Source organism: Kitasatospora atroaurantiaca (assembly GCF_007828955.1).
GTDB classification, from domain to species: domain Bacteria; phylum Actinomycetota; class Actinomycetes; order Streptomycetales; family Streptomycetaceae; genus Kitasatospora; species Kitasatospora atroaurantiaca.
Genome location: NZ_VIVR01000001.1, coordinates 2,709,951 through 2,735,384 on the forward strand (window position 1 = coordinate 2,709,951; position 25,434 = coordinate 2,735,384).

Annotated in this window: 23 protein-coding genes and 1 pseudogene; 5 read left to right on the forward strand and 19 right to left on the reverse strand. The window is 71.8% G+C overall.

Features of this window, described 5'->3' with window-relative positions; all coding sequences use genetic code 11:
* Positions 1 to 30: 30 nt before the first annotated feature.
* From mycP to FB465_RS12570, 4 genes are all read right to left on the reverse strand, one after another.
* Complete coding sequence (gene mycP, locus FB465_RS12555) at positions 31 to 1,401, reverse strand: type VII secretion-associated serine protease mycosin (RefSeq protein ID WP_170290577.1); 1,371 nt, start codon at positions 1,399 to 1,401, stop codon at positions 31 to 33.
* A gap of 117 nt (positions 1,402 to 1,518) precedes the next feature.
* A complete protein-coding gene (locus FB465_RS12560; RefSeq protein WP_145790334.1) occupies positions 1,519 to 2,910 on the reverse strand; it encodes a WXG100 family type VII secretion target in 1,392 nt (463 codons plus the stop codon).
* Between the two features lie 88 nt (positions 2,911 to 2,998).
* Positions 2,999 to 3,496 carry a hypothetical protein gene (locus tag FB465_RS12565; RefSeq protein ID WP_145790336.1) on the reverse strand — a complete coding sequence of 166 codons (498 nt, stop codon included), beginning with the start codon at positions 3,494 to 3,496 and terminating at the stop codon, positions 2,999 to 3,001.
* 221 nt (positions 3,497 to 3,717) lie between these two features.
* On the reverse strand, positions 3,718 to 4,401 hold the full coding sequence (locus tag FB465_RS12570; RefSeq protein WP_145790338.1) for an endonuclease V: 684 nt from the start codon (positions 4,399 to 4,401) through the stop codon (positions 3,718 to 3,720).
* A gap of 266 nt (positions 4,402 to 4,667) precedes the next feature.
* Here FB465_RS12570 and FB465_RS12575 point away from each other — a divergent pair, with 266 nt between their 5' ends.
* Positions 4,668 to 4,922: a hypothetical protein gene (locus FB465_RS12575; protein ID WP_145790340.1), complete on the forward strand. Its 255-nt coding sequence runs from the start codon at positions 4,668 to 4,670 to the stop codon at positions 4,920 to 4,922.
* Positions 4,923 to 5,032: 110 nt separating this feature from the next.
* Here the strand turns inward: FB465_RS12575 and FB465_RS12580 are convergent, their stop codons facing one another.
* Positions 5,033 to 5,701: an RDD family protein gene (locus tag FB465_RS12580; protein ID WP_145790342.1), complete on the reverse strand. Its 669-nt coding sequence runs from the start codon at positions 5,699 to 5,701 to the stop codon at positions 5,033 to 5,035.
* 83 nt (positions 5,702 to 5,784) lie between these two features.
* A complete protein-coding gene (locus FB465_RS37485; RefSeq protein ID WP_145790344.1) occupies positions 5,785 to 7,164 on the reverse strand; it encodes an RDD family protein in 1,380 nt (459 codons plus the stop codon).
* A gap of 296 nt (positions 7,165 to 7,460) precedes the next feature.
* On the opposite strand from FB465_RS37485, the gene FB465_RS12590 reads away from it, so the two are divergent.
* Positions 7,461 to 7,877 carry an SsgA family sporulation/cell division regulator gene (locus tag FB465_RS12590; RefSeq protein WP_145790346.1) on the forward strand — a complete coding sequence of 139 codons (417 nt, stop codon included), beginning with the start codon at positions 7,461 to 7,463 and terminating at the stop codon, positions 7,875 to 7,877.
* Between the two features lie 47 nt (positions 7,878 to 7,924).
* Here the strand turns inward: FB465_RS12590 and FB465_RS12595 are convergent, their stop codons facing one another.
* The 4 genes from FB465_RS12595 to FB465_RS12610 all read right to left on the reverse strand — a co-directional run bounded on the left by FB465_RS12595 (position 7,925) and on the right by FB465_RS12610 (position 13,405).
* Positions 7,925 to 9,352: a glycosyltransferase 87 family protein gene (locus tag FB465_RS12595; protein ID WP_145790347.1), complete on the reverse strand. Its 1,428-nt coding sequence runs from the start codon at positions 9,350 to 9,352 to the stop codon at positions 7,925 to 7,927.
* A gap of 213 nt (positions 9,353 to 9,565) precedes the next feature.
* Positions 9,566 to 11,092 carry a glycoside hydrolase family 18 protein gene (locus tag FB465_RS12600; RefSeq protein WP_145790349.1) on the reverse strand — a complete coding sequence of 509 codons (1,527 nt, stop codon included), beginning with the start codon at positions 11,090 to 11,092 and terminating at the stop codon, positions 9,566 to 9,568.
* A gap of 169 nt (positions 11,093 to 11,261) precedes the next feature.
* Entirely contained in the window at positions 11,262 to 12,668 is a 1,407-nt protein-coding gene (locus FB465_RS12605; protein WP_170290801.1) for a sensor histidine kinase, read from the reverse strand.
* 41 nt (positions 12,669 to 12,709) lie between these two features.
* Positions 12,710 to 13,405, reverse strand: coding sequence for a response regulator transcription factor (locus tag FB465_RS12610; RefSeq protein ID WP_145790351.1), 696 nt, complete (start codon positions 13,403 to 13,405; stop codon positions 12,710 to 12,712).
* A gap of 167 nt (positions 13,406 to 13,572) precedes the next feature.
* On the opposite strand from FB465_RS12610, the gene FB465_RS12615 reads away from it, so the two are divergent.
* Positions 13,573 to 14,091 (forward strand): hypothetical protein, encoded by a 519-nt coding sequence (locus tag FB465_RS12615; protein ID WP_145790353.1) that lies wholly within the window; start codon positions 13,573 to 13,575, stop codon positions 14,089 to 14,091.
* A gap of 10 nt (positions 14,092 to 14,101) precedes the next feature.
* On the opposite strand, the pseudogene FB465_RS12620 reads toward FB465_RS12615, so the two are convergent.
* A pseudogene (locus FB465_RS12620) lies at positions 14,102 to 14,659 on the reverse strand (VOC family protein); the annotation flags it as partial.
* A 216-nt stretch (positions 14,660 to 14,875) separates the two neighbouring features.
* Here FB465_RS12620 and FB465_RS12625 point away from each other — a divergent pair.
* Positions 14,876 to 15,358, forward strand: a complete 483-nt coding sequence (locus tag FB465_RS12625; protein WP_246192638.1) for an Lrp/AsnC family transcriptional regulator — start codon at positions 14,876 to 14,878, stop codon at positions 15,356 to 15,358.
* A 15-nt stretch (positions 15,359 to 15,373) separates the two neighbouring features.
* Here FB465_RS12625 and FB465_RS12630 read toward each other — a convergent pair whose 3' ends face one another.
* The 5 genes from FB465_RS12630 to FB465_RS12650 all read right to left on the reverse strand — a co-directional run bounded on the left by FB465_RS12630 (position 15,374) and on the right by FB465_RS12650 (position 20,105).
* Positions 15,374 to 16,180 (reverse strand): S16 family serine protease, encoded by an 807-nt coding sequence (locus tag FB465_RS12630; protein ID WP_145790357.1) that lies wholly within the window; start codon positions 16,178 to 16,180, stop codon positions 15,374 to 15,376.
* Between the two features lie 36 nt (positions 16,181 to 16,216).
* Positions 16,217 to 16,867, reverse strand: coding sequence for an IclR family transcriptional regulator (locus FB465_RS12635; RefSeq protein WP_057237549.1), 651 nt, complete (start codon positions 16,865 to 16,867; stop codon positions 16,217 to 16,219).
* Between the two features lie 350 nt (positions 16,868 to 17,217).
* On the reverse strand, positions 17,218 to 17,556 hold the full coding sequence (locus tag FB465_RS12640; protein ID WP_342791799.1) for a DUF2752 domain-containing protein: 339 nt from the start codon (positions 17,554 to 17,556) through the stop codon (positions 17,218 to 17,220).
* A gap of 123 nt (positions 17,557 to 17,679) precedes the next feature.
* Complete coding sequence (locus tag FB465_RS12645; RefSeq protein WP_211785770.1) at positions 17,680 to 17,916, reverse strand: TM2 domain-containing protein; 237 nt, start codon at positions 17,914 to 17,916, stop codon at positions 17,680 to 17,682.
* Positions 17,917 to 18,284: 368 nt separating this feature from the next.
* Positions 18,285 to 20,105 (reverse strand): DEAD/DEAH box helicase, encoded by a 1,821-nt coding sequence (locus FB465_RS12650; protein ID WP_145797305.1) that lies wholly within the window; start codon positions 20,103 to 20,105, stop codon positions 18,285 to 18,287.
* A 285-nt stretch (positions 20,106 to 20,390) separates the two neighbouring features.
* Between FB465_RS12650 and FB465_RS12655 the strand changes: the two genes are divergently transcribed.
* Positions 20,391 to 20,819, forward strand: a complete 429-nt coding sequence (locus tag FB465_RS12655) for an SsgA family sporulation/cell division regulator (protein ID WP_145790360.1) — start codon at positions 20,391 to 20,393, stop codon at positions 20,817 to 20,819.
* Positions 20,820 to 20,834: 15 nt separating this feature from the next.
* On the opposite strand, the gene FB465_RS12660 is transcribed toward FB465_RS12655, so the two are convergent.
* From FB465_RS12660 to FB465_RS12670, 3 genes are all read right to left on the reverse strand, one after another.
* On the reverse strand, positions 20,835 to 23,360 hold the full coding sequence (locus FB465_RS12660; protein ID WP_145790362.1) for a bifunctional lysylphosphatidylglycerol flippase/synthetase MprF: 2,526 nt from the start codon (positions 23,358 to 23,360) through the stop codon (positions 20,835 to 20,837).
* Positions 23,357 to 24,676 (reverse strand): alpha/beta hydrolase, encoded by a 1,320-nt coding sequence (locus FB465_RS12665; RefSeq protein WP_145790363.1) that lies wholly within the window; start codon positions 24,674 to 24,676, stop codon positions 23,357 to 23,359. Before FB465_RS12665 ends, FB465_RS12660 begins: the two co-directional genes overlap by 4 nt.
* A 74-nt stretch (positions 24,677 to 24,750) precedes the next feature.
* A complete protein-coding gene (locus FB465_RS12670) occupies positions 24,751 to 25,314 on the reverse strand; it encodes a class F sortase (protein WP_145797306.1) in 564 nt (187 codons plus the stop codon).
* Positions 25,315 to 25,434 lie beyond the last annotated feature (120 nt).

Consider the following 25,434-nt stretch of genomic DNA (forward strand, 5'->3'; position numbering starts at 1 on the left):
TACGGTGATTCTGGGCCGTTCGTGGGCGTGTCAGCGGTACGGGTTACCCGCCGGCGGCTGCTGAGGCGGCTGAGCACCGTACGGAGGCTGGGGCTGCGGCGGGTACTGCTGGTACTGCTGCGCACCCGGGTTGTACGACGGCGGCGCGGTCGGCGGAACATAACCGCCGGGACCACCGGGGCCACCGGGGTTGCCCGGTCCACCGCCGTTACGGCCGCCGGACCGGCGGGCGAGGACGATGACACCGACGATGACGACGAGCGCGACCACGCCGATCAGTCCGTAGACGTACACGGGGATGCCGCCGCTGTCGCTCTTCGCAGGCGCGGCCTGGTCACCGCTGGTGTTGCCGCCCGGGGTTGCCGCGGTCTGGGAAGCGGACGGGGAGGCCGGGGTGTCCGAGCTGCCCTGCGACTCGGCGCGGGAGAGAAGCGGATTCTCCTTGGGCCCGTTGTCGACGGCCGGGTTCGCGGCGAGGGCCTTGGAGGGCGAGGCGATGCCGTAGCCGTAGCTGTTGTTAGGGGCCTTGGAGCCATCGGGCGGCGCAACCGCCGTCTTGATCATCCGGTTGATGACCTGGCCCGCAGAGAGGTTGGGGTACTTGGAACGGATGAGGGCGGCAATGGCGGAAACGTAGGCAGTGGATGCAGAGGTTCCGAACCCATTTCCGTAGCTAGAAGCCGATTTGCTATTCGCAACATAGATGCCGACACCAGGAGCAACCAGGGTTGTCTCGGGTCCCTTGTTGGACTTTTCCCAGACATTTCCCGTCTGATCAACCGCCCCGACAGCCACCACTCCGGGGAACGCGGCGGGGTAGCCAACCGGGTCGCCATGATTGCCCGTGTTTCCACTGGCCCCCACGACGACTACATCCTTGTTCACGGCATAACTGACTGCCGCGCGCACCTCGGGGACGGTCCTCAACCCTCCGCCGAGTGAGAGGTTGATAACCTTCGCGCCGTGATCAACGGCGTAGCGGATCGCGGGAGCCAGGTTTGTGTCGCCAGCAGTCAGATCCCCGGCCTCGCTGAGCGCAACTCGTACCGGCAAGATCTTTGACTTTGGCGCGAGACCCATCACGCCACTCTGGTCGCCATGACCGTGCCCCGCGATAATGCTTGCCATCTGAGTTCCGTGACCAAGCGAATCGACTCGGCCATCGCTCTTCTCCCCAGAGAAGTCCGCGCCGGGCAGGATTTGCCCTGTCAAGTCCTGGTGATTGGCCTCTACACCGCTATCAACTATGGCGACCGTTACGCCATCTCCCTCTGATACCGGCCAGACACTATCTGCCGCGTGATAGTTCTTCAGGGCCCACTGGCCGTCCCTGATGTTGTCCGCACTAGCAGGCCCGGCACCGATGCCCCAAAGCAGGGCTCCTGCAGCGAGCACGGCCATACCGCGCATCGGTCGGCTGGTCGTCAAGCCTCGTCACCCCACTCGTTGAAGCGGTCGTCCCGCAGACGTAGATCTGCGGGACGACCGGTCAGGTCCGACTGTCCTACGGACAGGGAATCATTCCACCACGTTCGGGTTGGCCTTATCGCCCGACACCCAGGTTTCCTCATCTTCGACGAGGTAATCGGGGCGTTCGCTGCCCTTCTTCTTGTCCTTCTTGTTCGCCTGGGCACCACCGAGCATGCCGTGGCCCTGGCCGCCGGGCCCCTGGCCAGACTGTCCACGACCACGTCCGAGGCCCGAACCACCCTCGGTGAACGCACGGCCACGCGATCCACCCTGGCCGGCTTCACCAACTACGCCACCAGAGCGGCGGACGAGGCTCGGACCCGAGCGGCCACCAGCACCGCCCTTGCCACCACTAGCTCCAGCACCGCCTCCGGCGCCCTGCATTCCACCGGCACCAAAGGCGTTGGCGCTTTTCGTAGTTCCAGCACCGCTGGCACCACTGGCACCGAGCCCGCCGCGCCCAGTTGCACCAGGGCCTCCGGAGGTACCGCCCTTAGCGCTACCTCCGGTAAGACCGCCGCCGCCTACACCGAATGTCCCTCCACCGGAGTGGCCTCCACCGGCAGCCCCAGAGCCGCCGCCGGTTCCGCCTAGGCCGAGGGAGCCACCGCCAGTTCCACCGGGCTTCGTGCCGATGGCTACACCGTCAATGCCGGTGCCCGGTCCCGGGGTTCCTGGAGACTGAGGCTTGGGCGCCGGGTTTGCTGTGCCGCCCTTGATCCCAGAGTCAGTTGGGGCAGGTGTCACCGGCTTCGGGGACTGTGGCGTACGGCCACTCGTGGATCCAGAAGACCGCGACATCGTGGAGGTACCACTCGAGCCGCCACTGGCACCCGCAAATCCCATGCCACCGCCGACGATCATGCCACTGATCGCTGCGGACCCCGAGGAGTCTGGAGGCGGAATATCTTCAATGTCCTCATGCGGCCCGGTCCTCGGCGGCTTCAAGTAGGACGTAGCAGCCCGGTACTTGGTAGCCAAGGTCTGCATGACCGCGACTGCCTGGGCCTTCTTCTCGTCGGTGACCGCGGTCTTCGTGTCCTCGTCGTCGACGCCCACCGAGGACTTCGCGGTGTCGGTCACCGCGTCGCCGACCTTGTCCCAGAAGCCGGGCTCCTCGGGCATGTCGCGCTTGGCCTGGTCGATGGCCTCGGACATCATCTGCATCGTGATGGCCGCGTCGTTCGCGTAAGCGGCGACGTTGTTGACGCTGTTGGCCAGCTTGGTCATCTTGGCGTAGAAGGCGTCGCTGGTGGCACCCTCCCAGGATGACGTGGCGTCACCCGAGGCCGTGTTGAGGGCGGTGCGGATCTGCTTGAGGGTGGCCGCCGCCTTGCGCCATGGGTCGCTGGCGGACATGACGCCGCCGGAGTCCATCGACTGGACCATGCGGCGCAGGTCACCGTGGCTGTAGCCGTTGAAGTTCGTGTAGTCACTCATGCTCGCTCGGACTCCTCCCGTCCCCGTCCCGTCCGCACCTCAAGCGGGCCTCGACGGCCCTGACTGTCCCTCATAGGGCCGCTGTCGCCTACCACGTCGGTTGCGGCTCGCCGCTGCCCGCCGGGGCGCTGCCGGCCGGGGGCCTCGGCGAGGCGGTGGGGCTGGACGGCCTGGTCGTCGCACTGCTGCTGTACATGGCCTGTGTGGTGGCCGACGGGTTGCCGACCGACCAACCGTCGCCGCTCACCTTGAGGTGCCGGGAGGTCTCGTGCTCCTGCTCCTCGTAGTTGGCCGCGGTGAGATCTGCCTTCCGCTGCGCCTCGTCGATCGCGTCCTGCAGCGCGTTCAGTACGTCGCGCAGGCCGTCACGCATCGCCTCGTACTTGTCGTGCAGGGCCTCCGCCTCGGCGAACGTACCGAACGCCGACCTCCCGACCCCGCTCTGCCCGTGTGTCCGCGTGCCGTCCGCGGCCGCCTGGAATTCGCTCAGCAGCCCACGCACCTGCGAAGCGAACGCGCGCAGGCCATCCACCTCGACGCGGTACCCGGCGCCGGAGCCACCGCTCGAACCGGTCCCCGTGCTCACGACTCGTGCCTCCCCCGTACATCTCGTACGCCATAACTCAGCAACTCAACCCAGCTCTAACCCATATGTCTAACACATGCCACCGTCAGCCAGAACGCCGCCTCGTACCCCAACCAGTGGCCCCAGCCCTGACCTGCGCTCACCCGACGTCCTCCAGGGAGACTCCGTTCTCCTCCTACCCGCACGGAGTTGACCGGACTCCCCCGGCGCTCACCCGGCGCTCACCCGATCGCGGCCGCCAGCGCCCGGCGGCACAGCGAATCGGCTCTGCGAGTCGTCTCCGGGAGTCGGTACGTGGGGGCCAACGCCAGTGTCACGGCGACCGATTCGTCGAGGCCGATGCGGTGGCCGACCGAGACGAAGACCGGCTTCACGCCCGGCCGGGTGCGGACCGCGCGGCCGACCTCCTCTCCGGTCTCGGCGTCCGACAGGGGCGCCCACGCACCGCGCTCGGGCCCGGGCTGCTCGTACGTGAAGGTGAACGGGGTCTTGGCGACGCCGACCGTCCGCAGCCCCGTGAGGACCCCGAGGTGGCTCGCCAGGCCCAGGCGGCGCGGGTGGGCGAGACCGTAGCCGTCGCAGACGACCAGGTCGGGGGTTTGGTGCAGGGAGGCCAACGCGTCCATGACGGCCGGAAGTTCACGGAAGGCCAGCAGGCCGGGGACGTACGGGAAGCTGATCCGCCCGACGGCCGTGGCCTCCTCGACCACCTCCAGGCTCGCCTGGTCCAGCAGCACAGCCGCCGCCACGACCACGTCCCGCTCGTCGTCGTACGCCACGTCGACGCCCGCCACCAACTCGCCCTCGGCAAGGCCCGGCCCGTACGGCTCGACCAGCTCCCGCAGACGCTGCTGCTCGGCGAGGGCCTCGGCCTCGGTGGTGGGCCAGTCGGCGGGTACGGGCACGGATTCCCCCAGGAAGCGGCAGACGGTTCGGGGATCACCGTATCGAGCGGGAGAGAGCGGGAGAGAGGCGGCATGAACACCCGTCACATCGCAGCCGCCCGTAGCCCTCGGTGGAGGGGCAGCACAGCGCGCAGTGGGTGTGAGCCCGTGCGCCCCCTGTGCCCCGCATATGCCGAGTTAGGCTGTACTTACCGGCCTACCGTCGTGGGTAGACCTTCAGCACGACCCCTCGGGGACAACCAACCTCGCGCGAAGGACTGACCGCCATGACGCGCCCCACCATCGCCCAGTTCTGCACCGGCACCCTGACCGTCGTCGCCACCACCGTGGCGCTGCTCGCCGTCTCCGGCGCCACGGAGGTGTTCGAGATCATGGTGTTGGTCGCCTTCGCCGTGGCACTCGGCACCCTCGCCACGGCGCTGCTGATAACGGCCACCCAGCGGAGGTCGACGCCCCGGCCGAGCACCCTCTCCCCGACCTCCTCGGCCGCACCGCAGCCGGAGTACGCGCGCCAGCACTGACACCGGGTCAGCAGAATCCACCGGCTCCTGCACGCCGCCGGAGACACCGAGGCCGTGACCGCGGGCGCGTGCCGCTCAGGTCGCGGCCCGTGGTCCGAGTGGACGGCCGGTCAGGCGGTCGAGACGACGACGGTCTTGGCGGACTTGTCGTGAATGCACTGACGGTACGGCTTGTCGAAGACGCCGAACAGGCCGTCGACCGGCCACCAGAGCAGTCCGCAGCAGATCAACGCCGGGACGACGAAGGTGGCCGCCCGGGTCCAGGCGGCCGCGCTCGTGGGGGCGCTGCCGTCGACCAGCATCGCGACGCGGACCTTCATGAGCTTCTTGAACAGGGTCTGGCCGTCGCGGCTCAGCATCAGGCCCTCGTAGACCAGGTACATCGCATACCCGAGCCAGGTTGCGCCCACGTACCCGTTCTGGTTGTCGAGGTTGGTGAAGGGCAGCACGATGACCGCGGCGATGGCCTGGATCATGACGAAGTCGAGCACCTTGGCCACGATCCGGTTGGGCCAGCTGCCGAGCGGGGGCATCCCCGGAACGGGACCTGGACCGGGCGAGGACGGGGCACCGTAGGCCGGCGGCGGGGCACCGTAGGGAGCGCCGTAACCGCCGGGCGTGTCGTACGGGCTCCCGGTCGGCGGAGGCGGCGGGGGCGGCGCCCCGTACGGGCCGGACGCCCCGGGGGGCGGCGTACCCTCGTCCGGGGGCTGCTTGTCGAAGGAGGGCTTGCCGCCCCCCTCCTCCGGCTCGGGGCCTGAGGGGTCTTGGGTGCTCATGACCCGAGTAGAACATCGCGAATACTACGGTGTTGGGATATTTGAGCCGTTTTGCCGCATTGCATGGCGCCGCCGACCGGCCCTCAGGCGCGTACCACCCGCGTCCGCGCCGCCCGGTCCTGCCAGCCTCGCCGGGCACGGCGGTCGAACAGCGGCCACACCAGGCCGATCAGCAGCAGAGCGGACAGCTCTCTGACGAACCACCGGGCAATCGACCGGCCGAGGCCGGGCGGATTGGCGCTCCGGCCACCGTTACGGGCGTCCACGACGCGGACGCCCGCCAGGCGCTTGCCGAAGGTCTGGCCGGTACGGGCGGTCGGGAGCACCTCGTAGAGGAAGCCGACCAGCATCAGCACGGCGAGCAGCACGCCCGCCTTGCCGAGGACGACCGGGTCGATCACCCAGACCTTCACCTCACGGCCCGTCAGCGCGCTGGCCATCCGGGCCTGGTCCAGCTTGAGCTGCACATGCGTCATGGCGGACGCGAACAGCGGAAGCCCGGCCCCAGCGGCGGCCACCGCTACCACCGCACTGTCGAGCAACCGCGCGGCGAGCCGCCTGCCGAGGCCGGCCGCCGGGCGCGGCGGAGCGGGCCTGCGGGACGCGGCCTTCCGCCGAGCCGGGCGCGCAGCGGCCGGGGTGGCCGGGGTGGCCGGCGGAACCGGGGTGGGCTGCGGCGGCACCGCGACGGGAGCGGCTGCCGGCGCAGGGGCCGGGACAGGGGTCGGGTCGGGAGCGGCAGCCGGGGCGGGAACGGGCACGGGAGCCGGAGCGGTCGGCAGTACGCCCCAGGAGACCCAGCGCGGGGCGTCCTCCGACTCCAGCAGCCCACGCTGCGCCTTCGGGTCGGCCTGCCAGCCTGTGCCTGCTGCGGCTGCCTGCCCCGACGGCTGCGGCTGCGCCTCAGGCTGCGGATCCGGTTGCAGCTCAGAGCTCGGGGGCAGCGGCGACATCACCGGCTCCAGGACGGGCTCAGCGGGCACCGCGCTCCATGCCTCGCTCCGGGCCTCGACCGCCGAGCGCGGCCGTAGCTCCAGTTCGGCGTGCGGAGCCAGCGTGAACGAGGCACCGGCCGTGGTCTGGTCGAAGAACACCGGCCCGGTCTCGGCAACGGACGTGGAAGCCCCCGCCCCCGCCCCCGCCCCCGCCCCCGTCGGCCAGGACACCGGCTCCGCCACAGCCGACACAGCCGACGCCGTCGACTCCACGGCCGGCACAACCGGCGCAACCGGAGCCACCACCGGCGGCGGCACGTACCGCGCTCCGACCGACGGCGCGTGCCGCGCGACGAAGCGGGGCGGCTCCAGCACCTCGCCCTCCGCCGGGGCCGGCCTGGTGGTGCCGGGCACCCAGGAGGTGCCGCCCCAGTAGCGGACGAAGCCCGGGATGGAGGGGTCGGGGTAGTAGCCCGGCGTCGGGCCAACGGCGGTGTCCGCGCCGCCGACGAAGGGCCGTTCCGTCATGTGGTTCTTCTTTCGTGGCAGCGGGTCCTGGCGGCGAGTCCGGGCAAGGGTTCGTGGCGGCGTATGGGCAGCTCCGGGCAGCAACGCTCCGAGCGCCGCGGCCGGACGACCGACCGGCATGCAGGCGGACAGTCGCCAGTCAGTCACAAAGGGTAGTACCTCTGCGGCCTGCGGACGGGCAGTTACGCAATTCCAGGACGTCCGCGAAACGTGTGTAAGACCTTCCACCCATCGCGCTCTCCCCTGTGTAGGGGCTCGGAGGCGGGTCCCACGGACACCCGAGAGGAAACCTGGTCATGGAGAGGTCCACGAGCGTCGTCGAGCACGAACTCGAGCTGAACCTGGTGCTGTCCCCCGAGCGCAGCGTCCCCGTCCCGGCTCGGCTGTCGTACGGCAGCCACGACCCGTTCGCCGTCCACATCACCTTCCACCTGGACACCGGCACGCCCGTGACCTGGGTGTTCGCCCGCGAGCTGCTGGTGGAGGGCACCTTCCGCCCGTGCGGTCAGGGGGACGTCCGGATCTGGCCGACTCGCTCGGGGCGGCGCAGCGTGCTCTGCCTCGCCCTGACCTCCCCGGCGGGCGACGCGCTGCTGGAGGCGCCGCTGCCCGCCGTGGCGGCGTGGCTGGAGCGGGCGCACCGGCTGGTGCCGCCGGGCGCCGAGCTGGCGGCGCTGGACCTGGACCACTCCCTCGCCGAGCTGCTCGCGTGAGGGGGAGGCCCACAGCAGGACCCGGCCTCGGAGCGGGCCAGGGAGTCTCAGCGGGCCGCGGGGGCCTGCTGGCGCTCCTGAGAGCCCGCACCTGAACCCGAGTCCGCCCCAGCCCCGTCCGGCGAGCCGGCCCGCTGGCGCGGGAGCCGTACCAGCGGCGCACCCGCCGCCCGGCGGCGGGCCTGCACCCGCAGCGCGGAGAGCAGCAGGAAGCCGACCCCGACCAGCGGATAGACGTCCGCCGGGGCCTGGTGCAGGGCGGGCAGGTGCAGGTCGAGGTCGCCCTTGTGCGGTACGACCCACATCGCGAAGGAGAGGAAGGCGAGCAGCGTCGCGCCGAGGATCGGCCGCCACCGCAGCCGCCGCACCGCCGCCGGCCGGGAGCGCTCGTGGGCGGCTTCGGCAGCGAGCAGTACCAGCATCGGGACGCACCACACCCAGTGGTGGGTCCAGCTGATCGGCGAGACGAGTACCGCCGTGACGGCCGCGCTGCAGACTCCCCAGGCCTCGGCGCGCGGCAGCCAGCGGGCGCTGCGGTAGGCCCAGGCGGCGGTGGCGAGCCCGGCGACGGCGACCAGGGCACTGGCCAGCGTGGCCAGGCTGCCGGGGTCGGCGGCGTGCAGCAGGCGGGCGACGGCCCCGCGCACGGACTGGTTGTCGACGATCTCGGTCTTGCCGACCCGGGAGGAGTCGTAGAGGTACTTGGTCCAGAAGCCGTACGTGGCGTCGGGCAGGACGAGCGCGCCGAGGGCGAACGTACCGAGGAAGGTGAAGCCGGCCACGAGGGCGGCCCGGACCCGGCCGGTGATCAGCAGGTAGACGGCGAACAGGCCGGGGGTGAGCTTGAGACCGGCCGCGATGCCGATGGCGATGCCCTTGCTGCGGCGGCCGTCGGGGCGGGTGAGGTCCCAGAGGATCAGGCAGGCCAGGACGAGGTTGATCTGGCCGTAGCGGAGCGTGGTGAAGACCGGTTCCAGCCAGACGCCGAGACCCGCGATCAGCACGACGCCGACCGGTCGGAGCTCACGGCGCGGCCAGCCGGCCAGCCGGAAGGCGAGCAGCCCGAGCAGCCCGAGCAGGGCGATGTTGCCCGCCGTGATGGCCATCCGCAGGAAGCCGATCCCGAACCAGGTGGTCGGCACGAAGAGCATCGCTGCGAAGGGCGGGTACGTCGCGGGGAGGTTCCACTCGGTGACCCGCAGGCCGTAGAGGTCCTGGCCGTTGGCGACGGCGGCGCCCTCGGCGCGGTAGACGATCATGTCCACCATCGAGGTGCCGACGAAGTGCCGGACGATCGCGTACGCGAGCAGCGAGACCAGCGCGACCGCGCCGGCGAGGGCCAGCGGACGGCGCGGGGCCTCGCGCAGCGCCCGTACGGGTGCCTCCAGCGCCTGCAGCGGGCGGCGCCACGCCGGGGCAGGGGCCTGCGCGGGCAGCCCTTCGGGCGCCCTGCGTTCCTCTTGCACCGTTGTCACGTTCCGCTCCGTCCGCCGGTAGACCAGCTAGCGACATTACCGGACGGGGCTCGGAGCGCCACCGGCTCAGCGGTCCTGCCGGGGGTGGCGGTGGCCACCGACCGAAGGTGGCCGAGAAAGTAACGTCAGCGCTCCTGGCCCTCCCCTCAGTGGGCCAGGAGCGCTGCCGGTGGGGTCAGCGGGGGCGGATCAGCGGATCAGGGGATCGGCGGATCAGCCCGTGTAGGCGCCGAAGGCGCGGGTGAAGTCGAGGGGCTGCTGGACGATGCTGCTGCAGGTGGCGTCGGCGTAGCTCTTGGCGCCGCCCTCGCAGGTCTTGTCGCGGGTGCCGGACCACATGGCGAGCCAGGCCAGGTGCTTGGTCTTGGCGAAGTCGGCGAGCTGCGTGGCGTCGGCGACGGTGAAGACCTCGGTGGCGACGTCGTTGACGCCGATCATCGGGGTGACGGCGACCTTGGCCCAGGCTGCGCTGTCGCTCAGGCCGAGGACGCTCTTGACCTGCGCCTGGGTGGCCGTGGCGGCGTCGATGGAGTACTTGCCCATCTGGCCCTTGGGGTTGGGCGCGACGCCGTCGCCGAAGTCCATCGCCATGATGTTGACGGCGCCGATCGAGACGCCGTTGCTCTTGGCGCCGGAGACCAGGTTGATGCCGTCCTGGGTCAGGCCGCTGGGCAGGGCGGGCAGGGTGAAGGAGACGTCCAGGGTCTTGCCCTTGCCGGCCGCCGTCTTCTGGAGCTGCGCGATGGCCTGGGCCCGGCGGGCGTTGGCGGCGGTGTCGCCCAGCGCGCCGCCCTCGATGTCGAAGTCGACCTTGGTGAGGCCGTACGCGTCGACGGCCTTCTGGTACGCGGCCGCCAGGTCGGCCGCCGAGGAGCAGGCGGTGGCGAGCTCGCTGCCGTTGGCGCCGCCGAAGGAGACCCGGACGTCCCCGCCGATCGCGCGCAGGGCGCCGATCTGGGAGGCGACCGCGTCGGCGGAGAGGTCGCTGACGCCGCCCCACTTCGGGGTGCAGCCGCCGCCGGAGACGATGAAGGCGAGGTTGAAGTTCTTCACACCGCTCGCCTTGGCGGTCGCGACCAGGTCGTACGCGGGGTAGAGCGAGGTGTCCACGTAGGGGGCGAAGCGGGCGCCCGTCGTCGGAACAGGGGTGCTGGTGGCGGTCGGGGTCGGCGACGCCGTGGTCCTGGTGGCCGTCGGGGTGGGCTTCGCCGTGGTGGCGCTGGCCGTCGGGGCCGGGGTGGTCGGCTTGGCGGTGGTCGGGCGGCCGGAGGGGGTGGGGGCCGGGCCGGTGCCGGCCTTGCAGGAGACGTTGTTGATCAGGCAGTTGCCGGGCTCGCCCTGTGCCGCGCCGGAGCCCTGGACGACGAAGCCGACGTCGACCGTCTTGCCCGGCTCGATCCGCTTGCTCCAGGACTGCGGCTTGACGGTGATGTGCTGGCCGGAGGCGGTGAAGCTGGCGTTCCAGAGCGAGTCGATCTTCGCGCCGGCCGGCAGGTCGAAGGAGAGCGTCCAGTCCTCGATCGCCTTGGCGTCCGGGTTGGTCACCAGGTACTGGCCGGTGTAGCCGCTCTCCCAGCTGCTGGTCCTGCTGTACACCGCGCCGAGCGAGGCGGCGCTGGCGGAGGAGGCGAGCGCGACCACGCCGCCGGCGACGATGGCGGTGGCGACGGCCGAGGCTCCGATGACCGCGCCCTTACGGCTGCGCCGGCGGTGTCCTGAGCGTCGGGTGGGCTGCGTCATGGTCGGCGTACCTCCGCGAATTGACCGTCAGATCGGGGCTCCGAGCCCCGCCGACGCTGACGCTAGCGGGGCCGAACCCCCCGAATCGGTCACCTGAGCGAGGGGTACGCCTCCCTTAGGGATCACTTAAGGAAGATCAGCCTCCGACCCGGAAAGCCGCCAGGGCGGCTCACCCCCGGCGCCGGACCGTGCCCGCCAGCCGGGCCGCCCGGCGGCGGGTGGTGCGCGGCGGGGTGCCGCGGGTCTCCAGGCGGAGGCGGATCTCGGCGCCGCCCAGGACGGCGGAGCGGCCGAGCGCGAGGTCGCCGCCGGTCGCCTCGGCGAGCTTGCGGACGATGTCCAGGCCGAGCCCGGTCGAGCCCTCGCCGCCCTGCCCCTCGCCGCGCCGAAGCGCGCTGTCGGGGTCGGCGAAGCCGGGGCCGGCATCGCCCACCAGGACGATGACGGAGCTCTCGGTGGCCAGGACGTCGACCGAGAAGGCCGTCCCCATCGCGGTGTGCCGGAAGACATTGCCGAGCAGTGCGTCGACGGCGGCGGCCAGGTCGCCGCGCTGGACGGGCACGGGCGCGGGCCCGTCGTCGCCGGCCAGCTGCCAGCGGCGGCCCTCGTCCTCGGCCAGGGCCGACCAGAAGCCGACCCGTTCGCGGATCACCTCGGCGGCGTCGCAGCCCAGGGCGACCGACGGTGCGTCATCGGGTGCCCGCCGCGCCGAGCGGATGATCTGGTCGACCTCGCGTTCCAGCTGGGCCACGGCGTGCCGGGTGGCGTCGGCCGCGTCTCCCTCGCCGAGCGAGGCTGCGTTGAGGCGCAGCACGGTGAGCGGGGTGCGCAGCCGGTGCGAGAGGTCGGCGGCGAGCTCCCGTTCGGCGGCGAGCAGGTGGACGACCCGGTCGGCCATGGAGTTGAAGGCGTGGGCGGCCTCGCGGAGTTCGTCGGGGGCGCCGTCGGCGTGCTTTCCTTCCACGGGCACCCGTACCGCCAGGTTGCCGCTGCCCAGGGAGCGGGCGGCCCCGGCCAGGTGGCGGGCGGCGGCGACGATCCGGGCGCCCATCCGGTCGGCGACCAGCACGGAGATCGCCACCAGGGCGAGGGCGACCACCGAGAGCACCAGCCAGGCCGTGCTGACCCCCCGGGTGAGGTCGCTCTCCGCGACGTAGACCTCGACGACGGCGACCCGGCCGCCGTCGACGGCGACGGGCTGCAGCAGGGCGAAGCCGCCGGGCACGTGCACGGTGAAGGACCGGCCCTGGCCGCCGTTCGCGCTGCCGTTCGCGGTGGAGACGGCGAGGGCGTCGGCCCGGCCCTGGCCGACCACGGCGTCCACGGCGGTGGCCGTCGGCAGATGGACGGCGATCCGGTCCTGGGCACCGGCGTCGGTGCTGGCCAGGGCGCGGGCGATGGCCTCCTGGTTGGTGGTGATGGCGAGGGCCGGGCCGAGTGCGGCGGCCTGCCGTTCGGCCGCGGTGAAGGCCCGGTCGCGGGCGGTCTGCTGGACCATCAGGCCGAGCGGGATGAGGAAGGCCAGCGCGACCATGGTGGTGCCGGCGACGGCGGCCTTGATGAGGGCCCATCGCAGCGACTGCCCGGTGCGTCCCGTACGTCCCCCCCGTCCGCGCCTCACGCCCGGTGCTCCGCGGGCGCCTCCAGCCGGACCCCGACGCCGCGCACGGTGTGCAGATAGCGCGGGTTTGACGCGGTCTCACCCAGTTTGCGGCGCAGCCAGGAGAGGTGGACGTCGATGGTCTGGTCGCCGCCGTACGTCTGACGCCAGACCTCGGCGAGGATCTCCTTGCGCGGGACGACCACGCCGGGCCGGGCCGCCAGGAAGGCGAGCAGGTCGAACTCACGGCGCGTGAGGTCGAGCGTCCGCCCGTCCAGGACGGCCTCGCGGCGCTGGGCGTCGATGGCGAGGCCGCCGACCCGCAGGACCTGTACGACGGGCGCGCTGCCGCCGCCGAGCCGGCGCAGCACCGCGGCCATCCGGGCCGTCAGGTGCTCGACGGAGAAGGGCTTCACGAGGTAGTCGTCCGCGCCGTCGTTGAGCAGGCGGACGATCTCGGCCTCGTCGTCCCGGGCGGTCGAGATGATCACCGGGACGTTGGTGAGGCCGCGGATCATCTTCAGCGCCTCGCTGCCGTCCAGGTCCGGCAGGCCGAGGTCGAGGATGACCAGGTCGCAGCCGACCTGGGCGACTTCGCGCAGCGCCTCGAGCGCGGTGCCGACGCTGCGGACGGCATGGCCGGACTCGGACAGGTGCCGGATGAGGGCGGAGCGTACAAAGGGGTCGTCCTCGACCACGAGCACTGTTGCCATGGCCCTGCACGGTACGCCATTCGGGGGAACTGGTCTGTACCTCGGGGGGTGGGATCGAGGTCGGGAACAGGGCCGGAGCGAGCGCCTGCGGCTTTTGTGCAACTTCCCTGTCGAATTCCAGGGCCCCCGACCTGCCGATCACGGCCATGCGGCAGGATGTGCACGCTATGCGGAACGGACTGGTACAACTCGGCGCCTGGGCGGCGGCCACCGGGGCGGCGGTGGCGCTGTCCTGGTTCGGCGTGCACGCGGTGCTGGTGGACGCGGGCTTCGAGCAGCCGTCGGCACTTCCGCTGCCCTCCGCGACCGGCGGTACGCCTGACGATCCGTCGACCGGGCAGGTCGCGGTGGCCACCGTCGGCGAGGCCACCCAGCGCCCGGCCGACCCCAGTTCCTCCCCGAGCCCGTCCCCCACCCCGTCCTCGAAGCCCAGCCCGACGGCCGTCCGCAAGGCGTCGACCGCCACCTCGGTGCACAGCTACCTGGTGCCGGGCGGCCGGGTGGCGCTGGACATGAAGGCCGACCGGGCCGAGCTGGTCTCCGCGACTCCGGACTCTGGCTGGCAGATGCAGGTCTGGCAGGACACCGAGTGGATGCGGATCGACTTCTCCAAGGGCAGCAGCACCAACTCGGTCTTCGTCACCTGGAACGGCCACCCGCCGGACGTGCAGACGGTGGTCAGATGAGCAGCGAGTGGCTCGGCGGCAGCACACCGGCCGGCGGAGCGACGTAGCCCGGCAGGTAGGGGCCCGCGTAGGCGGTCCGTTCGACCAGGATGTGCCGGGCCGGGTCGGCCGGGCCGGCCGTACTCGCCGTGCCGATGACCGCGAGCACCACCGTGCCGTACCGGTCGCTCAGCTCGTACGGTTCGGTGACCGGGGTGGCGCCGCGGTCCACCGCGTAGTCGTACGCCGCGTAGGCGTCGGTCACCTCGATGGCCAGGTCGAGAATGCCGTCGCCGTGGGTGGCGACGTGCGCGGCGAGGCGTCGGCCGCCATCGGTGAGCGGTCTCGCGGCAGGGGTGACGACGGAGGTGACGACGAAGCGGGCGCCGCCGGACTCAAGGACGTAGGAGACCGTCTCGGGGCTGCCGGTCTCGGGACCGGCGTAGGCGGTGCAGCGCATGGCGAGGGCGGCCGCGTAGTAGTGGGCGGTCTTCCGGGCGTCGCCGACGGCGAGGATCACGGCGTCGGTCCGCCGGGCGGGGAGGGGGCCCGAGTCGTCGGGGTGGGCGACGGGCGGCCGGCCGGCCAGAAACGGCTGGGTGTACTCGGTGAAGATGTCGGTCAAGAGAACCTCCCCGGTAGACCCCGCGGCGCAGTGTGGGGGCCCGCGCCACGGGGTTGTGCAGGGAGCGTGACGCCCCTCACATCGATGCGCAACTGTTCCGATTCATCCTGGGCAAGCTGCGCGGCCGGGCCGGAAAATGGCAGGCACAGCTGGACAGATTGCCCACCGGACGGAGCCGCCGTGCACTCCCCCAACGACACCATCGACGCGCTCGACGGAAAGTTGATCAGACTTCTCAGCGACGAACCCCGGATCGGGGTGCTGGAGTGCTCCCGCCGGCTGCAGGTCGCCCGGGGCACCGTCCAGGCCCGATTGGACCGCCTGCAGGCGAGGGGGGTGATCGGCGGCTTCGGGCCGCAGGTGGACCCAGCCGCGCTCGGCTACCCGGTGACGGCCTTCGCCACTCTGGAGATCTCGCAGGGCCAGGGGGTGGACGTGCGGGCCCACCTGGCGTCCGTGCCGGAGGTGCTGGAGCTGCACACCATCACCGGCCAGGGGGACATGCTGGTACGGATCGTGGCCCGCTCCAACGCCGACCTGCAGCGCGTGATCGACAGCGTGGTGGGCTTCGACGGCATCGTCCGGGCCTCCACCGCGATCGCGCTGGAGAATCCCGTTCCGTACCGGGTGCTGCCGCTGGTGGAGCAGGCCGCCAAGGAGTGAGCCCGGGGCCTGCCGTCAGCAGCTGGGGACGGTGCCGCCGCTGTTCAGCGCGGTCAGCGCGGCGACCGCGTCGGCGAGCGTGGTCACCGGGATCAGCCGCAGGCCGGCCGGCGTGTTCACCTTGGCGTCCGAGCACTCGGACTTGGGGAGGAGGAAGACCGTCGCACCGTCCCGGGCCGCCGCCTGGGTCTTCAGCGGCACACCGCCCACCGCGCCCACGTTGCCGTCGTCGTCGATGGTGCCGGTCCCCGCGACCACCTTGCCGCCGGTCAGGTCACCGCCCTTGCCGTCGCCGGCCAGCTTGTCGATGATGCCGAGCGCGATCAGCTGGCCCGCACTCGGGCCGCCGATGTCCCCCAGGTCGACCGTCACCTTGACCTGGCTCGGCGAGAGGTGCAGGTAGTTCAGCGCGGCGATGGTCGCACTGTCCTGGGACTCCGTCATCTGCTGCTGGGTCACCTGCTGAGCCTTGGTCGGGTCCTGCTGCGGGTAGACCGCCTCGGAGGGCAGCACGGCCTCGTCCTGGTTCACCCAGGCCTTCAGGGACGTCCAGAGGCTGAGCTCCTCGCCCGGGTTGGTCGCCGAGATGGTGACCATCCGCAGTTCCCCGATGGTCTGCCTGGTCGGCGCCCCGGTGATGGTGAGCACCTGCTTGCCCTCGTACACACCGAGCACGTTCGCCGTCGTCCCCGGCAGGGTGAGGGTGTACGGCAGCGGCACGAAGGCCGCCACCAGGAAGAGTGCACCGACCAGTAGGCCGCACAGCGCGAGCGCGCGGGTCCGGGGAGCGGTCAGGGCAGGGGGCAGCTTCACATCGGGCACACCGGCATCCAAACACACCCGGGCGCCCTCGGTCCCCTATCGCAGCGCGTCCGCGACCTCCGTCGCCGCCTCGACCACGCGCGGACCGACCCGCTCCGGCACCAGGCCGTTGAGCATCACCACGCCGACGCTGCCCTCGATCCCGCTGAGACCCAGCAGTGCTGCCGCCGCACCGCTGGCCCCGGACTGCTCCTCCGCGCGGGTGATCACGAACCCCTGCTCGGGGCGGCGCTGGCCCGGGAAGTTCCGTGCCTCCAGGATCGCCCGGCCGGCCGCGCTCTCGTCCAGCGGGTGCCGCAGCCCCGTCCGGTACGCGACGTGAAAGTCCGTCCAGCTCGGCTCGACCACGGCGACCGCGAGCGCCTCGGCGCCGTCGACCAGCGTCAGGTGGGCGGTCGCCCCGAGGTCCTCGGCCAGGCTGCGCAGCGCGGGCAGCGCGGCCTCGCGCAGCAGCGGGTGGACCCGGTGGGCGAGCCGGAGCACGCCGAGGCCGACCCTGGCCCGGCCGCCGATGTCGCGGCGGACCAGACCGTGCTGCTCCAGGGTGGCCAGCAGCCGGTAGACGACGGTGCGGTTGACCGCGAGCCGGGCCGCCAGCTCGGTGACGGTCAGCCCGCGCTCGGAGTCGGCGAGCAGTTTGAGGACCCGGACCCCTCGGTCCAGGGTTTGGGATGTTTCGGCAGTCACGACGCGCATTCCTTTCCGCGGCGGTCGCCGGCCTCGGCAGTGCGTGCCGGGGCCGGGACGGAGGTGTCGCGCGCAGCTGGGGTGTCCGCGCTGGAACGGTGCGTCGGCGCCATCGACGAGCACACAGCTCTGCGGTGCCCGTCTCGGGTCAGGGTGGTTGTTCGAGAGAGCGTGGGGAGAAGGTAGTGAACGAGAGGCTCACTGCGGAAGTAGTTGTCCAAAATTCGGTCAGGATCGACGCAATCCCGAGCCGCAAAACGGGGCAACAGGCCCATATTCCAGGGGGTTCATCGGACACCAGTTCGAATGAATTCCGGAGTTCGGACAGACCCGGGAGTGCCGGGGAGAGCTCAGAGGAGATTGCGGCCGACGGTCCAGAGCGCGGCAAGGGCGAGCACGACGGCCGATCCGCGCGGTCCGAGCCGCAGCCGCCGGCGTCGCCCCGCAAGCCCATGGCGCAGCCAGGTCGCGTACAGCCAGGCGACCAGCGGGAGGACGAGAAGGAGGGCGGCGTTGTCGTGCCATGCTGCGGCGAGGTCGCCGTGCAGCAGGTCGTACGCCATCCGGGTGCCGCCGCAGCCAGGGCACTGCAGACCGGTCAGCCGTCGCCAGGGGCAGAACGGGAGGGCCTGCCCGGGCAGGTGCGGATCGCGCGACCAGAGGTAGCCGGCCGCGCCGGCGCCTGCCACCAGAAGGGCCAGCGGCTGGACGCTCGGGTGCAGCCGCGCGGCGAGAGAAACGCCAGGACCCCCGGCCCGGGTGGCATCACCGGGACGGGGGTCGGAGCGCGTACCGCGCACCGGGCGCACGGGTCAGGCGCGGAGCTTGCGGCCCTGGGCGTCGGTGCGGTCGTCGCTGACCAGGAACAGGATGCCGTCGATCAGCGCCCAGAAGCCGAGGCCGCCGCAGGTCAGCAGCTGCGCGACACCGATGCCGACGTGGCCGGTGTAGAACCGGCCGATACCGAAGCCACCGAGGAAGATCTGGAGCAGGCCGGCGACGAGCTTCGACTTGTCGGACAGCTCGGGGTTGTTGACGGGGTACGACACGGTGAGTGCACTCCTTCTGACGGCATGTCGGATTTCGGGACGATGCCGTCTCAGATTTCGAGAGGGTGCCGGATTGCGCGCGCCGGAAGCATCCCCCCAGGCGGCGTGGCACGCGGAACACTAGCGGATCATCAGACCGCGCGTCTCCACAGTTTCTTTACGAACTCTCGAAGGTGCCGTTACTCTTCGATAACGCCGCGTCAGCAGCACCCCGGGCGGGGAGCCAAAGGGCGCGCCGGTGCCGGCAGTGCCGATCAGCGGCTCCGCCGCGGGGCCGAGCGACAAGCGACGCAGGAGCGCCGGAGCGAGAAGCGCCGGCACCGGGCCAGGAGCGCCCGGCGGCGAGCCGCCCTGAGAAAGGGGGGCGCCTACTTGGCCCACTCCTTCACCTTGGCGATCCGGGCCTTGAGCTGGTTGGCCGTCGCCTGGGCGGTCAGGGGGCCGCCGCACTGGCGGCGGAGCTCGTTGTGGATGGTGCCGTGGGGCTGGTTGGTGCGGTGGTGCCAGGCGGCGACCAGCGTGTTGAGCTCCTTGCGCAGCTCGCGCAGCTCCTGATGGGTCACCACCGGCCGCTGGTCGGCGGGCAGCTCCAGCAGGTCGGCCTCCTCGGCCGGCTTGGACTTGCTGCGCTGGATCTGCCGGTGCTGGCGCTTCTGCAGCAGCATCTGCACCTGGTCGGGCTCCAGCAGGCCGGGGATGCCGAGGTAGTCGTCCTCCTCCTCGCTGCCCGGGTGCGCCTGCATGCCGAATTCCATGGCGTTGTAGAGCACCCGGTCGAAGACCGCGTCCGAGCCCAGCGCCTCGTACGAGAGCTCCTCGCCGCCGGCGCCGTCCGGGCCGTCGTTGGCCCGCTCGGCCTCGGCGAGCAGGCGGTCCTCCTCGTCGAAGAGGCCCTCGCCCTCCTTCTTCGGCCGGTCCAGGACGTGGTCGCGCTGCAGCTCCATCTCGTTGGCGAAGCCGAGCAGCATCGGGACGGACGGCAGGAAGACGGAGGCCGTCTCACCGCGCTTGCGGGCCCGCACGAAGCGGCCGACGGCCTGCGCGAAGAAGAGCGGGGTGGAGATCGAGGTCGCGTACACGCCGACGGCGAGCCGGGGGACGTCGACGCCCTCGGAGACCATCCGCACCGCGACCATCCAGCGCGAGTCGCCCTCGGAGAAGTCGGAGATCCGCTTGGAGGCCTCGGCCTCGTCGGAGAGCACCACGGTCGCCTTGGTGCCGGTGATCTCGCGGATCATCTTCGCGTACGCGCGGGCCGCGTTCTGGTCGGTGGCGATCACCAGGCCGCCGGCGTCCGGGATGGCCTTGCGGACCTCGGTGAGCCGCTTGTCGGCAGCCCGCAGCACGTTGGGGATCCATTCGCCCTGCGGGGCCAGCGCGGTCCGCCAGGCCTGGGCGATCAGGTCCTTGGTCATCGGCTCGCCGAGCCGGGCCTCCAGCTCGTCGCCGGACTTGGTGCGCCAGCGCATGTTGCCGCTGTACGAGAGGAAGATGACCGGCCGCACGACGTGGTCGGCGAGCGCGTGCCCGTAGCCGTAGGTGTAGTCGGCCACCGACTTGCGGATGCCGTCGCTGCCCGCCTCGTACTGGACGAAGGGGATCGGGTTGGTGTCCGAGCGGAACGGCGTACCGGTCAGGGCGAGGCGGCGGGTGGCGGGCTCGAAGGCCTCGAAGCAGGCCTCGCCCCAGGACTTGGAGTCACCGGCGTGGTGGATCTCGTCCATGATGACCAGCGTCTTGCGGGCCTCGGTGCGGTTGCGGTGCAGCATCGGGTTGACGCCGACGCCCGCGTAGGTGACCACGATGCCGTGGTAGTCCTTGGACAGCGGACCCGAGGAGTATGCCGGGTCCAGCTTGATGCCTATGCGCGCGGCCGCCTCGGCCCACTGCTTCTTCAGGTGCTCGGTCGGGGCGACGACGGTGATCTGCTGCACCAGGTGGTTGTGCAGCAGGTACGAGGCCAGGGTGAGCGCGAAGGTGGTCTTTCCTGCGCCAGGGGTCGCGACCGCCAGGAAGTCGCGGGGCTGCTTCTCGATGTACCGGTCCAGCGCACCCTGCTGCCAGGCCCGGAGCTTGCCGGCGGTCCCCCAGGGGGCACGCCCGGGGAAGGCCGGGGACAGGTGGTGCGAGGGCGCTGCGGCGGCGCGTACGACGGTGTGCGCGTCGGCGTCCGAGAACAGCGGAGACATCGGGGAGGCGGCGGCAGTACTCACGGTCTCCGAGTGGGATCGTCGCAGGTCAGGGCCCCATCAGCGGCCCCACCCCACAGTCGGGCGGCGGTCGGACAACCCGCCTAGCCTACCGGTCGACACCCCACCCCGACGCCCGACACGGCCCTCCGGGGCCCACCCGGCGCGACCGGAGGTGATGTGATCCGGATCACACACTGGAAAGGGACGTAAGACTTCGCCCCCTTCCGACTCTCAAGGCTGCGAGAGCCCCACCGGGCGCAGCCCCCTCGGGAGGAAACCCGCATGTCCGCAGTCGTCGAGCAGGTCGTCCAGGCTCGCCTCATCCTGTCCACGCACCGCTCGGCCCTGCTGCGGGTGACCCTGCGCTATCGGGCCGGGGATCCGCTGGCGGTGCGGATGGCCTTCCCTGCCGAGTACTCCCTGGACGGCATCGACCTGCCGCAGCCGGACCCGGAGATCGAGTGGGTGTTCGCGCGTCAGCTGCTCGCCGCCGGGCTCGACCTGCCGGCCGGGCCGGGCGATGTGCACATCCGTCCGGCGCTCGGCGGCCGGACGATGGTGGAGCTGCGGGCGCCGGAGGGCGTCGCGCTGCTCCAGTTCGACACCCCTGAGCTGCGGCGCTTCCTGTGGCACAGCTACCTGGCCGTGCCGGAGGGCCAGGAGCTGCAACACCTGGACCCGGACCGCGCACTGGCCGAGCTGCTCGGCTGAGCGGCGGGGCCACGGTCAGGACGAGAGCTTCCGCATCAGCCGCACTCCCTGAGCGGGCGTCAGGTGCGGCAGGTACGCCTTGCCGATCGCGCGGGTGATGCTGGCCAGGGCGGCCGGGTCGGGGTAGACCATGTACATCGGGCGGTACTCCGGCTGGAACTTGGACTTGAAGGCGAGCAGCGAACGGAAGCCGTACACCGGCTCCAGCACCTTGCCCATCCAGTCCAGCATCCGCTGCAGCGCGGTGGGTGCCTCCCCCCGGTCGGCGCGGGCCAGCGGGGCACCGGAGAGGCTGAGGAAGCGTGCGCCCTCCTCCTTGAAGCCGAGGGCGGCGGAGGCGATCAGGAACTCCATCACACCCCGGAAGCCGTCGGAGCGTCGCCGCATGAAGTCGAGCGTCCAGCCGACCGGTGCGCCGTTCTCGTAGACCGGCATCCAGCTGGTGAGGCCGTGCACCGTGCGGTCGGCGTCGACGGCGACCAGCATCCGGACCGCCGGGTCCTCCAGCTCCTCCAGGCCGCCGAGGGTGAAGCCCATCTCGGGCAGGCCCTTGTCGGAGACCCACTCCTCGGAGATCGAGCGGATCTGGTCCTGGATGGTGATCGGCGCGTCGTGGTAGCTCCACCACTCGGCGGTGATGCCCTGCTTGCCGGCCTTGTTCAGCGAGGTGCGGATGTCCTGCCACTTCTTGCCCGTGAAGGCGAGGTCGGGCAGCGGCACCACGGTGTCCTCGGCGACCTGCAGCGAGCGCCAGCCGAGTTCCTCCGCCGCGCTCAGCGTGTCCGGGGTGACGCTGTAGAAGCAGGGCGTCCAGCCGCGCGCGTCGCAGTACCGGGCGAACCCGCCGACCGCCCGCTGCCGCGCCTCCGGTTCGCCGAAGGGATCGCCGGTGGTGAGCGCCACGGTGGCGATCACCCGGTACGGGACGGCCGCCTTGCCGTCCTCGTCGAACCAGTAGTGGTTTCCGTCCCAGGTGCTGATGAAGGAGAGCGTGGAGCCGCCGTACCGGGTGAGCAGCCCGCGGGCCCGGGCGGCGTCCTCGGCGTCCACGTGCACCACCGGACGCCGGAAGGCGAGCAGCAGCGCGGTCAGCGCGACGGCCCAGAAGACCACGCCGCAGTACATCTCCAGCGCCTGCGCCGTCCCGCCGACGGCGATCGGGTAGTCGGGCAGCAGGTCGTTGTAGGACGGCGGCAGCAGCTCGGAGGGCAGGCCCGCGAACAGCCGTCCCGGCGTGGCGTCCGGCTCGTACTGGCCCCGGACCAGCCAACCGACGCCGACGTACGCGCCGCAGGTGACCAGCAGCGCGCCGCCGACGACGGCCGCGAGGCGGCGGATGTCCCGGCTCGGCAACCGCTGTCCGAAGCGCTGACGGGTCACCAGCAGCAGGCCCAGCATCAGCACGGGCAGCAGCAGTGACTCGCCGATCAGCTCGAACAGGAGGGAGGTGCCGCCGCTCTGGGCGAAGTCGTTGTAGTTGAGGGCGAGCAGCCAGGCGAGCACGCCGATCCAGCTCAGCTCGGTGACGGCGGTGATCCACCAGGCCAGCCGCAGGCCGCGGCGCAGCCCTTCGGCGAGCACCAGCAGCAGGAAGGGGACGAGCGCGGCCATCAGCCGGCCCGGGGAGTCGAAGAACCGCTGGACGGAGTGGACCCGGGCGCAGGCCTGGACGGACTCCTCGCAGGCGGCGGTCACCTCCTCGGCGGAGGGCACGTGGGAGAAGTAGAGGTCGCCGAGCGTGTTGAACGGGCCGATCGCGTCCTGGTAGAGCGAGGCGACCAGCGGCCCGAGGGCGGTGGCGACCAGGCACAGGGCGACCAGGACCCTGGCCTCCGTGTGCGAGACCGCGTGCGGCCGGGCGGGCAGCCTGCGGTGCAGCAGCGCGCCGACGGCCAGGCCGGTCAGCACCCCGGCGACGCGCTGGACGCCCTGGAGGTGGCCGACGTACAGCATCATCACCAGCGGCACCAGCACCAGCAGCAGCCGCAGCCGGCGGCGCCAGAGCACGGTGAGCCGGTAGCTGAGCGCGGCGCCCAGCGCGAAGATGCCGACGGCCGGACCGACCGCGATCTGGTCCTGGATGTCCAGCGTCCAGCCCAGGTCGGCGGCGATGCCGAGCCGGACGGCCGCCGTGCCGAGCAGGGTGCCGACCACCTGCCCGACCACCACCAGAGCGGCGCTGAGCGGGCTGCCGAAGCGCTGCTCGGCAGCGGGCCCGATCACCACCAGGACGAGGCTGGTGACCACGTACGCGCCGACCCCGGAGCACCACAGCAGCGAGGTGAGCGGCGTCCACCAGTGGGAGGCCTCCAGGCTGGGCAGGCCGACGCCGACCTGCTCCAGCAGGTCCTGCGGCGGCCCGTCGCCGATGCTGCCGGTGGCTCCGCCGACGATCCACAGCGCGGCGAGCAGCGTGAGGGTGAGCGGCGCCGTCCGCAGCTGGGCGGCGAGCGGGCCCAGGACGCGCAGCCAGCGGTGCCAGCCGCGTTCGGGACGCGGCGTGACCGGGCCGGCCTCGGTCGTCGGGGTGGTCTCGGTCATCTGATCAGTCCTGTCTGCTGAGCCAGCCAGGGGATGTTGTCGGCCAGGCCCGCGCGGAAGGTGTTCCAGTCGTGGCCGCCGGGGACGGTACCGAACTTGGCCTTCATGCCGGCCTTGACGGCCGCCGCGTACACCTTCTGCTGCTGCGGCCCGTACTCCCCGTCACTCGCGCCGACCACGAAGGACGCCGCGGTGTCGGGGAACTTCTGGCGGGCCATCACATGCAGCGGGTCGACGGCGTCGAAGGCCGCCTCGTCGCCGCCGAAGGCGGTGTCGACGGTCTTGCCGTGGCTGCCGAGGGTGGGTTCGTCCTGGCCCGAGATGTCCAGGAAGGAGCCGTAGACCTGCGGGGCGTTCACGGCGAGCTGCAGTGCGCAGGTGCCGCCGAGCGAGAGGCCGCCGATCGACCAGGCGGTCCGGCCGGTGCCGGTCTGCAGGCGGTCGTGGACCCAGTCGGGGACGTCCTGGGCCAGGTAGGTCTGCGCCTTGGCGATCCTGGAGTCCATGCAGAGGGTGTTGCTCCAGGTCGAGCCGGTCTGGTCGACGACCACCACGACCGGGGCCAGGCCCTCGTGGGACGCGGCGAAGCCGTCCATCTGCTCCTGCAGCCCGCCGGAGTTGACCCAGTCGGCCGGCCCGCCCGGCTGACCGGCCATCAGCACCAGGACCGGCAGCAGCGGGCGCGGGCTGGCCTGGTAGGCGGGCGGCAGGTAGACGTACGCGTCCCGGGCCTTGAAACCGGACTTGGTACCGGGGATCGGCGTGGTGGAGATGGTGCCCTTGGCGGGCAGCCCCGCGGGTTTGTGCCAGACCTCGGAGAGGGTCCTGCCGGGCGGCGCGGCCAGGGTGTGCGGGTCCTTGCCGATGGTCAGCGCCTCGGTCCTGCCGATCCACGGCGCGAGCAGCACCCGTGGTGTCGGGTACTGGTCGAAGTGCCGGTTGACCTGGGAGGCCGACATCACCAGCACCACCGCGGCGCCGACGGCGGCGGCGGCCCGGCCGCGCCAGGGCAGCGGAGGCATCCGGAAGCCGGCCAGGCAGACGCCGAGGATGCCGATGCCGATCCAGAAGGTGACCCTGTGCGGCAGCCCGTCCGGGAAGGGCTGCCACCAGTCGTCCACGGTGATCTGCAGCAGCACGGTGAGCCCGACGGCCGGCACCACGGCGCACGGCAGGCGGCGGCTCCACCAGTGCCTGCTGCGGGAGACCGCCAGCGCCAGCAGGGCGGCGAAGCCGATCACCAGGACGCCGTACGGGATCACCCCGTGGGTCAGCGACCAGTCGAGCGGGTTCCATGCCGCTATCGGCCGGCTCATCGTGCTCCTTCGCGTCGTGTCCGGTGCCCGCCGGGTGCGGGCCCGCCTGCTGCAGCCCGTCAGCTGCAGGTCCGTCAGCTGCCGGGCAGGCTGCGCACCAGGTGCGCGTACACCACGACGTTCCCGTCGTAGCCGTTCTGCTTGGTGAATCCGCCGCCGCAGGTGATCAGCCGCAGCTGGGACCCGGGCGCCGGTCCGTAGACCTTCCTGTCCGGGAAGTCCTTCTTGGGGTAGACCTCCACCGCGTCCACCGCGAAGAACGCGGAGCCCCGGTCCGCGCCGGCGACCTCCAGCTGGTCGCCCTTGCGCAGGCTGCCGAGACGGTAGAAGACGGCGGGTCCGTCCAGGGTGTCGACGTGTCCGGCCAGGATCGCGGTTCCCCGCTGGCCCGGGGTGATCCCGTCGCGGTACCAGCCGGCCAGGTTCCCGTCGGTGTCCGAGGGCGCCTCCAGCCGCCCGGCACGGTCCAGCCCGAGACCGGAGACCGGGGCGTCCACCTGGATCGCCGGGATCCTGATCCGGGTCGGCAGGGCCCGGGCCCGCGGCGGGACGAGCTCCGCCTGCGCGGCGGAGCCGTCGAAGGCCTGGTCCGAGGTGGGCGCCGGGGGGAGCCGGAGGCTGCCGCCGTGCTGCACCATCCAGGCGCCGAGCACCAGGGCGGCGCCGACCGCCAAGGTCCCCGGCCAGGGGCTCCTGCCGTCCTGTCCGCCCACCCGTACTCCCCTCTTCCCGGCCGTCACGATGATCTCCACCAAAGT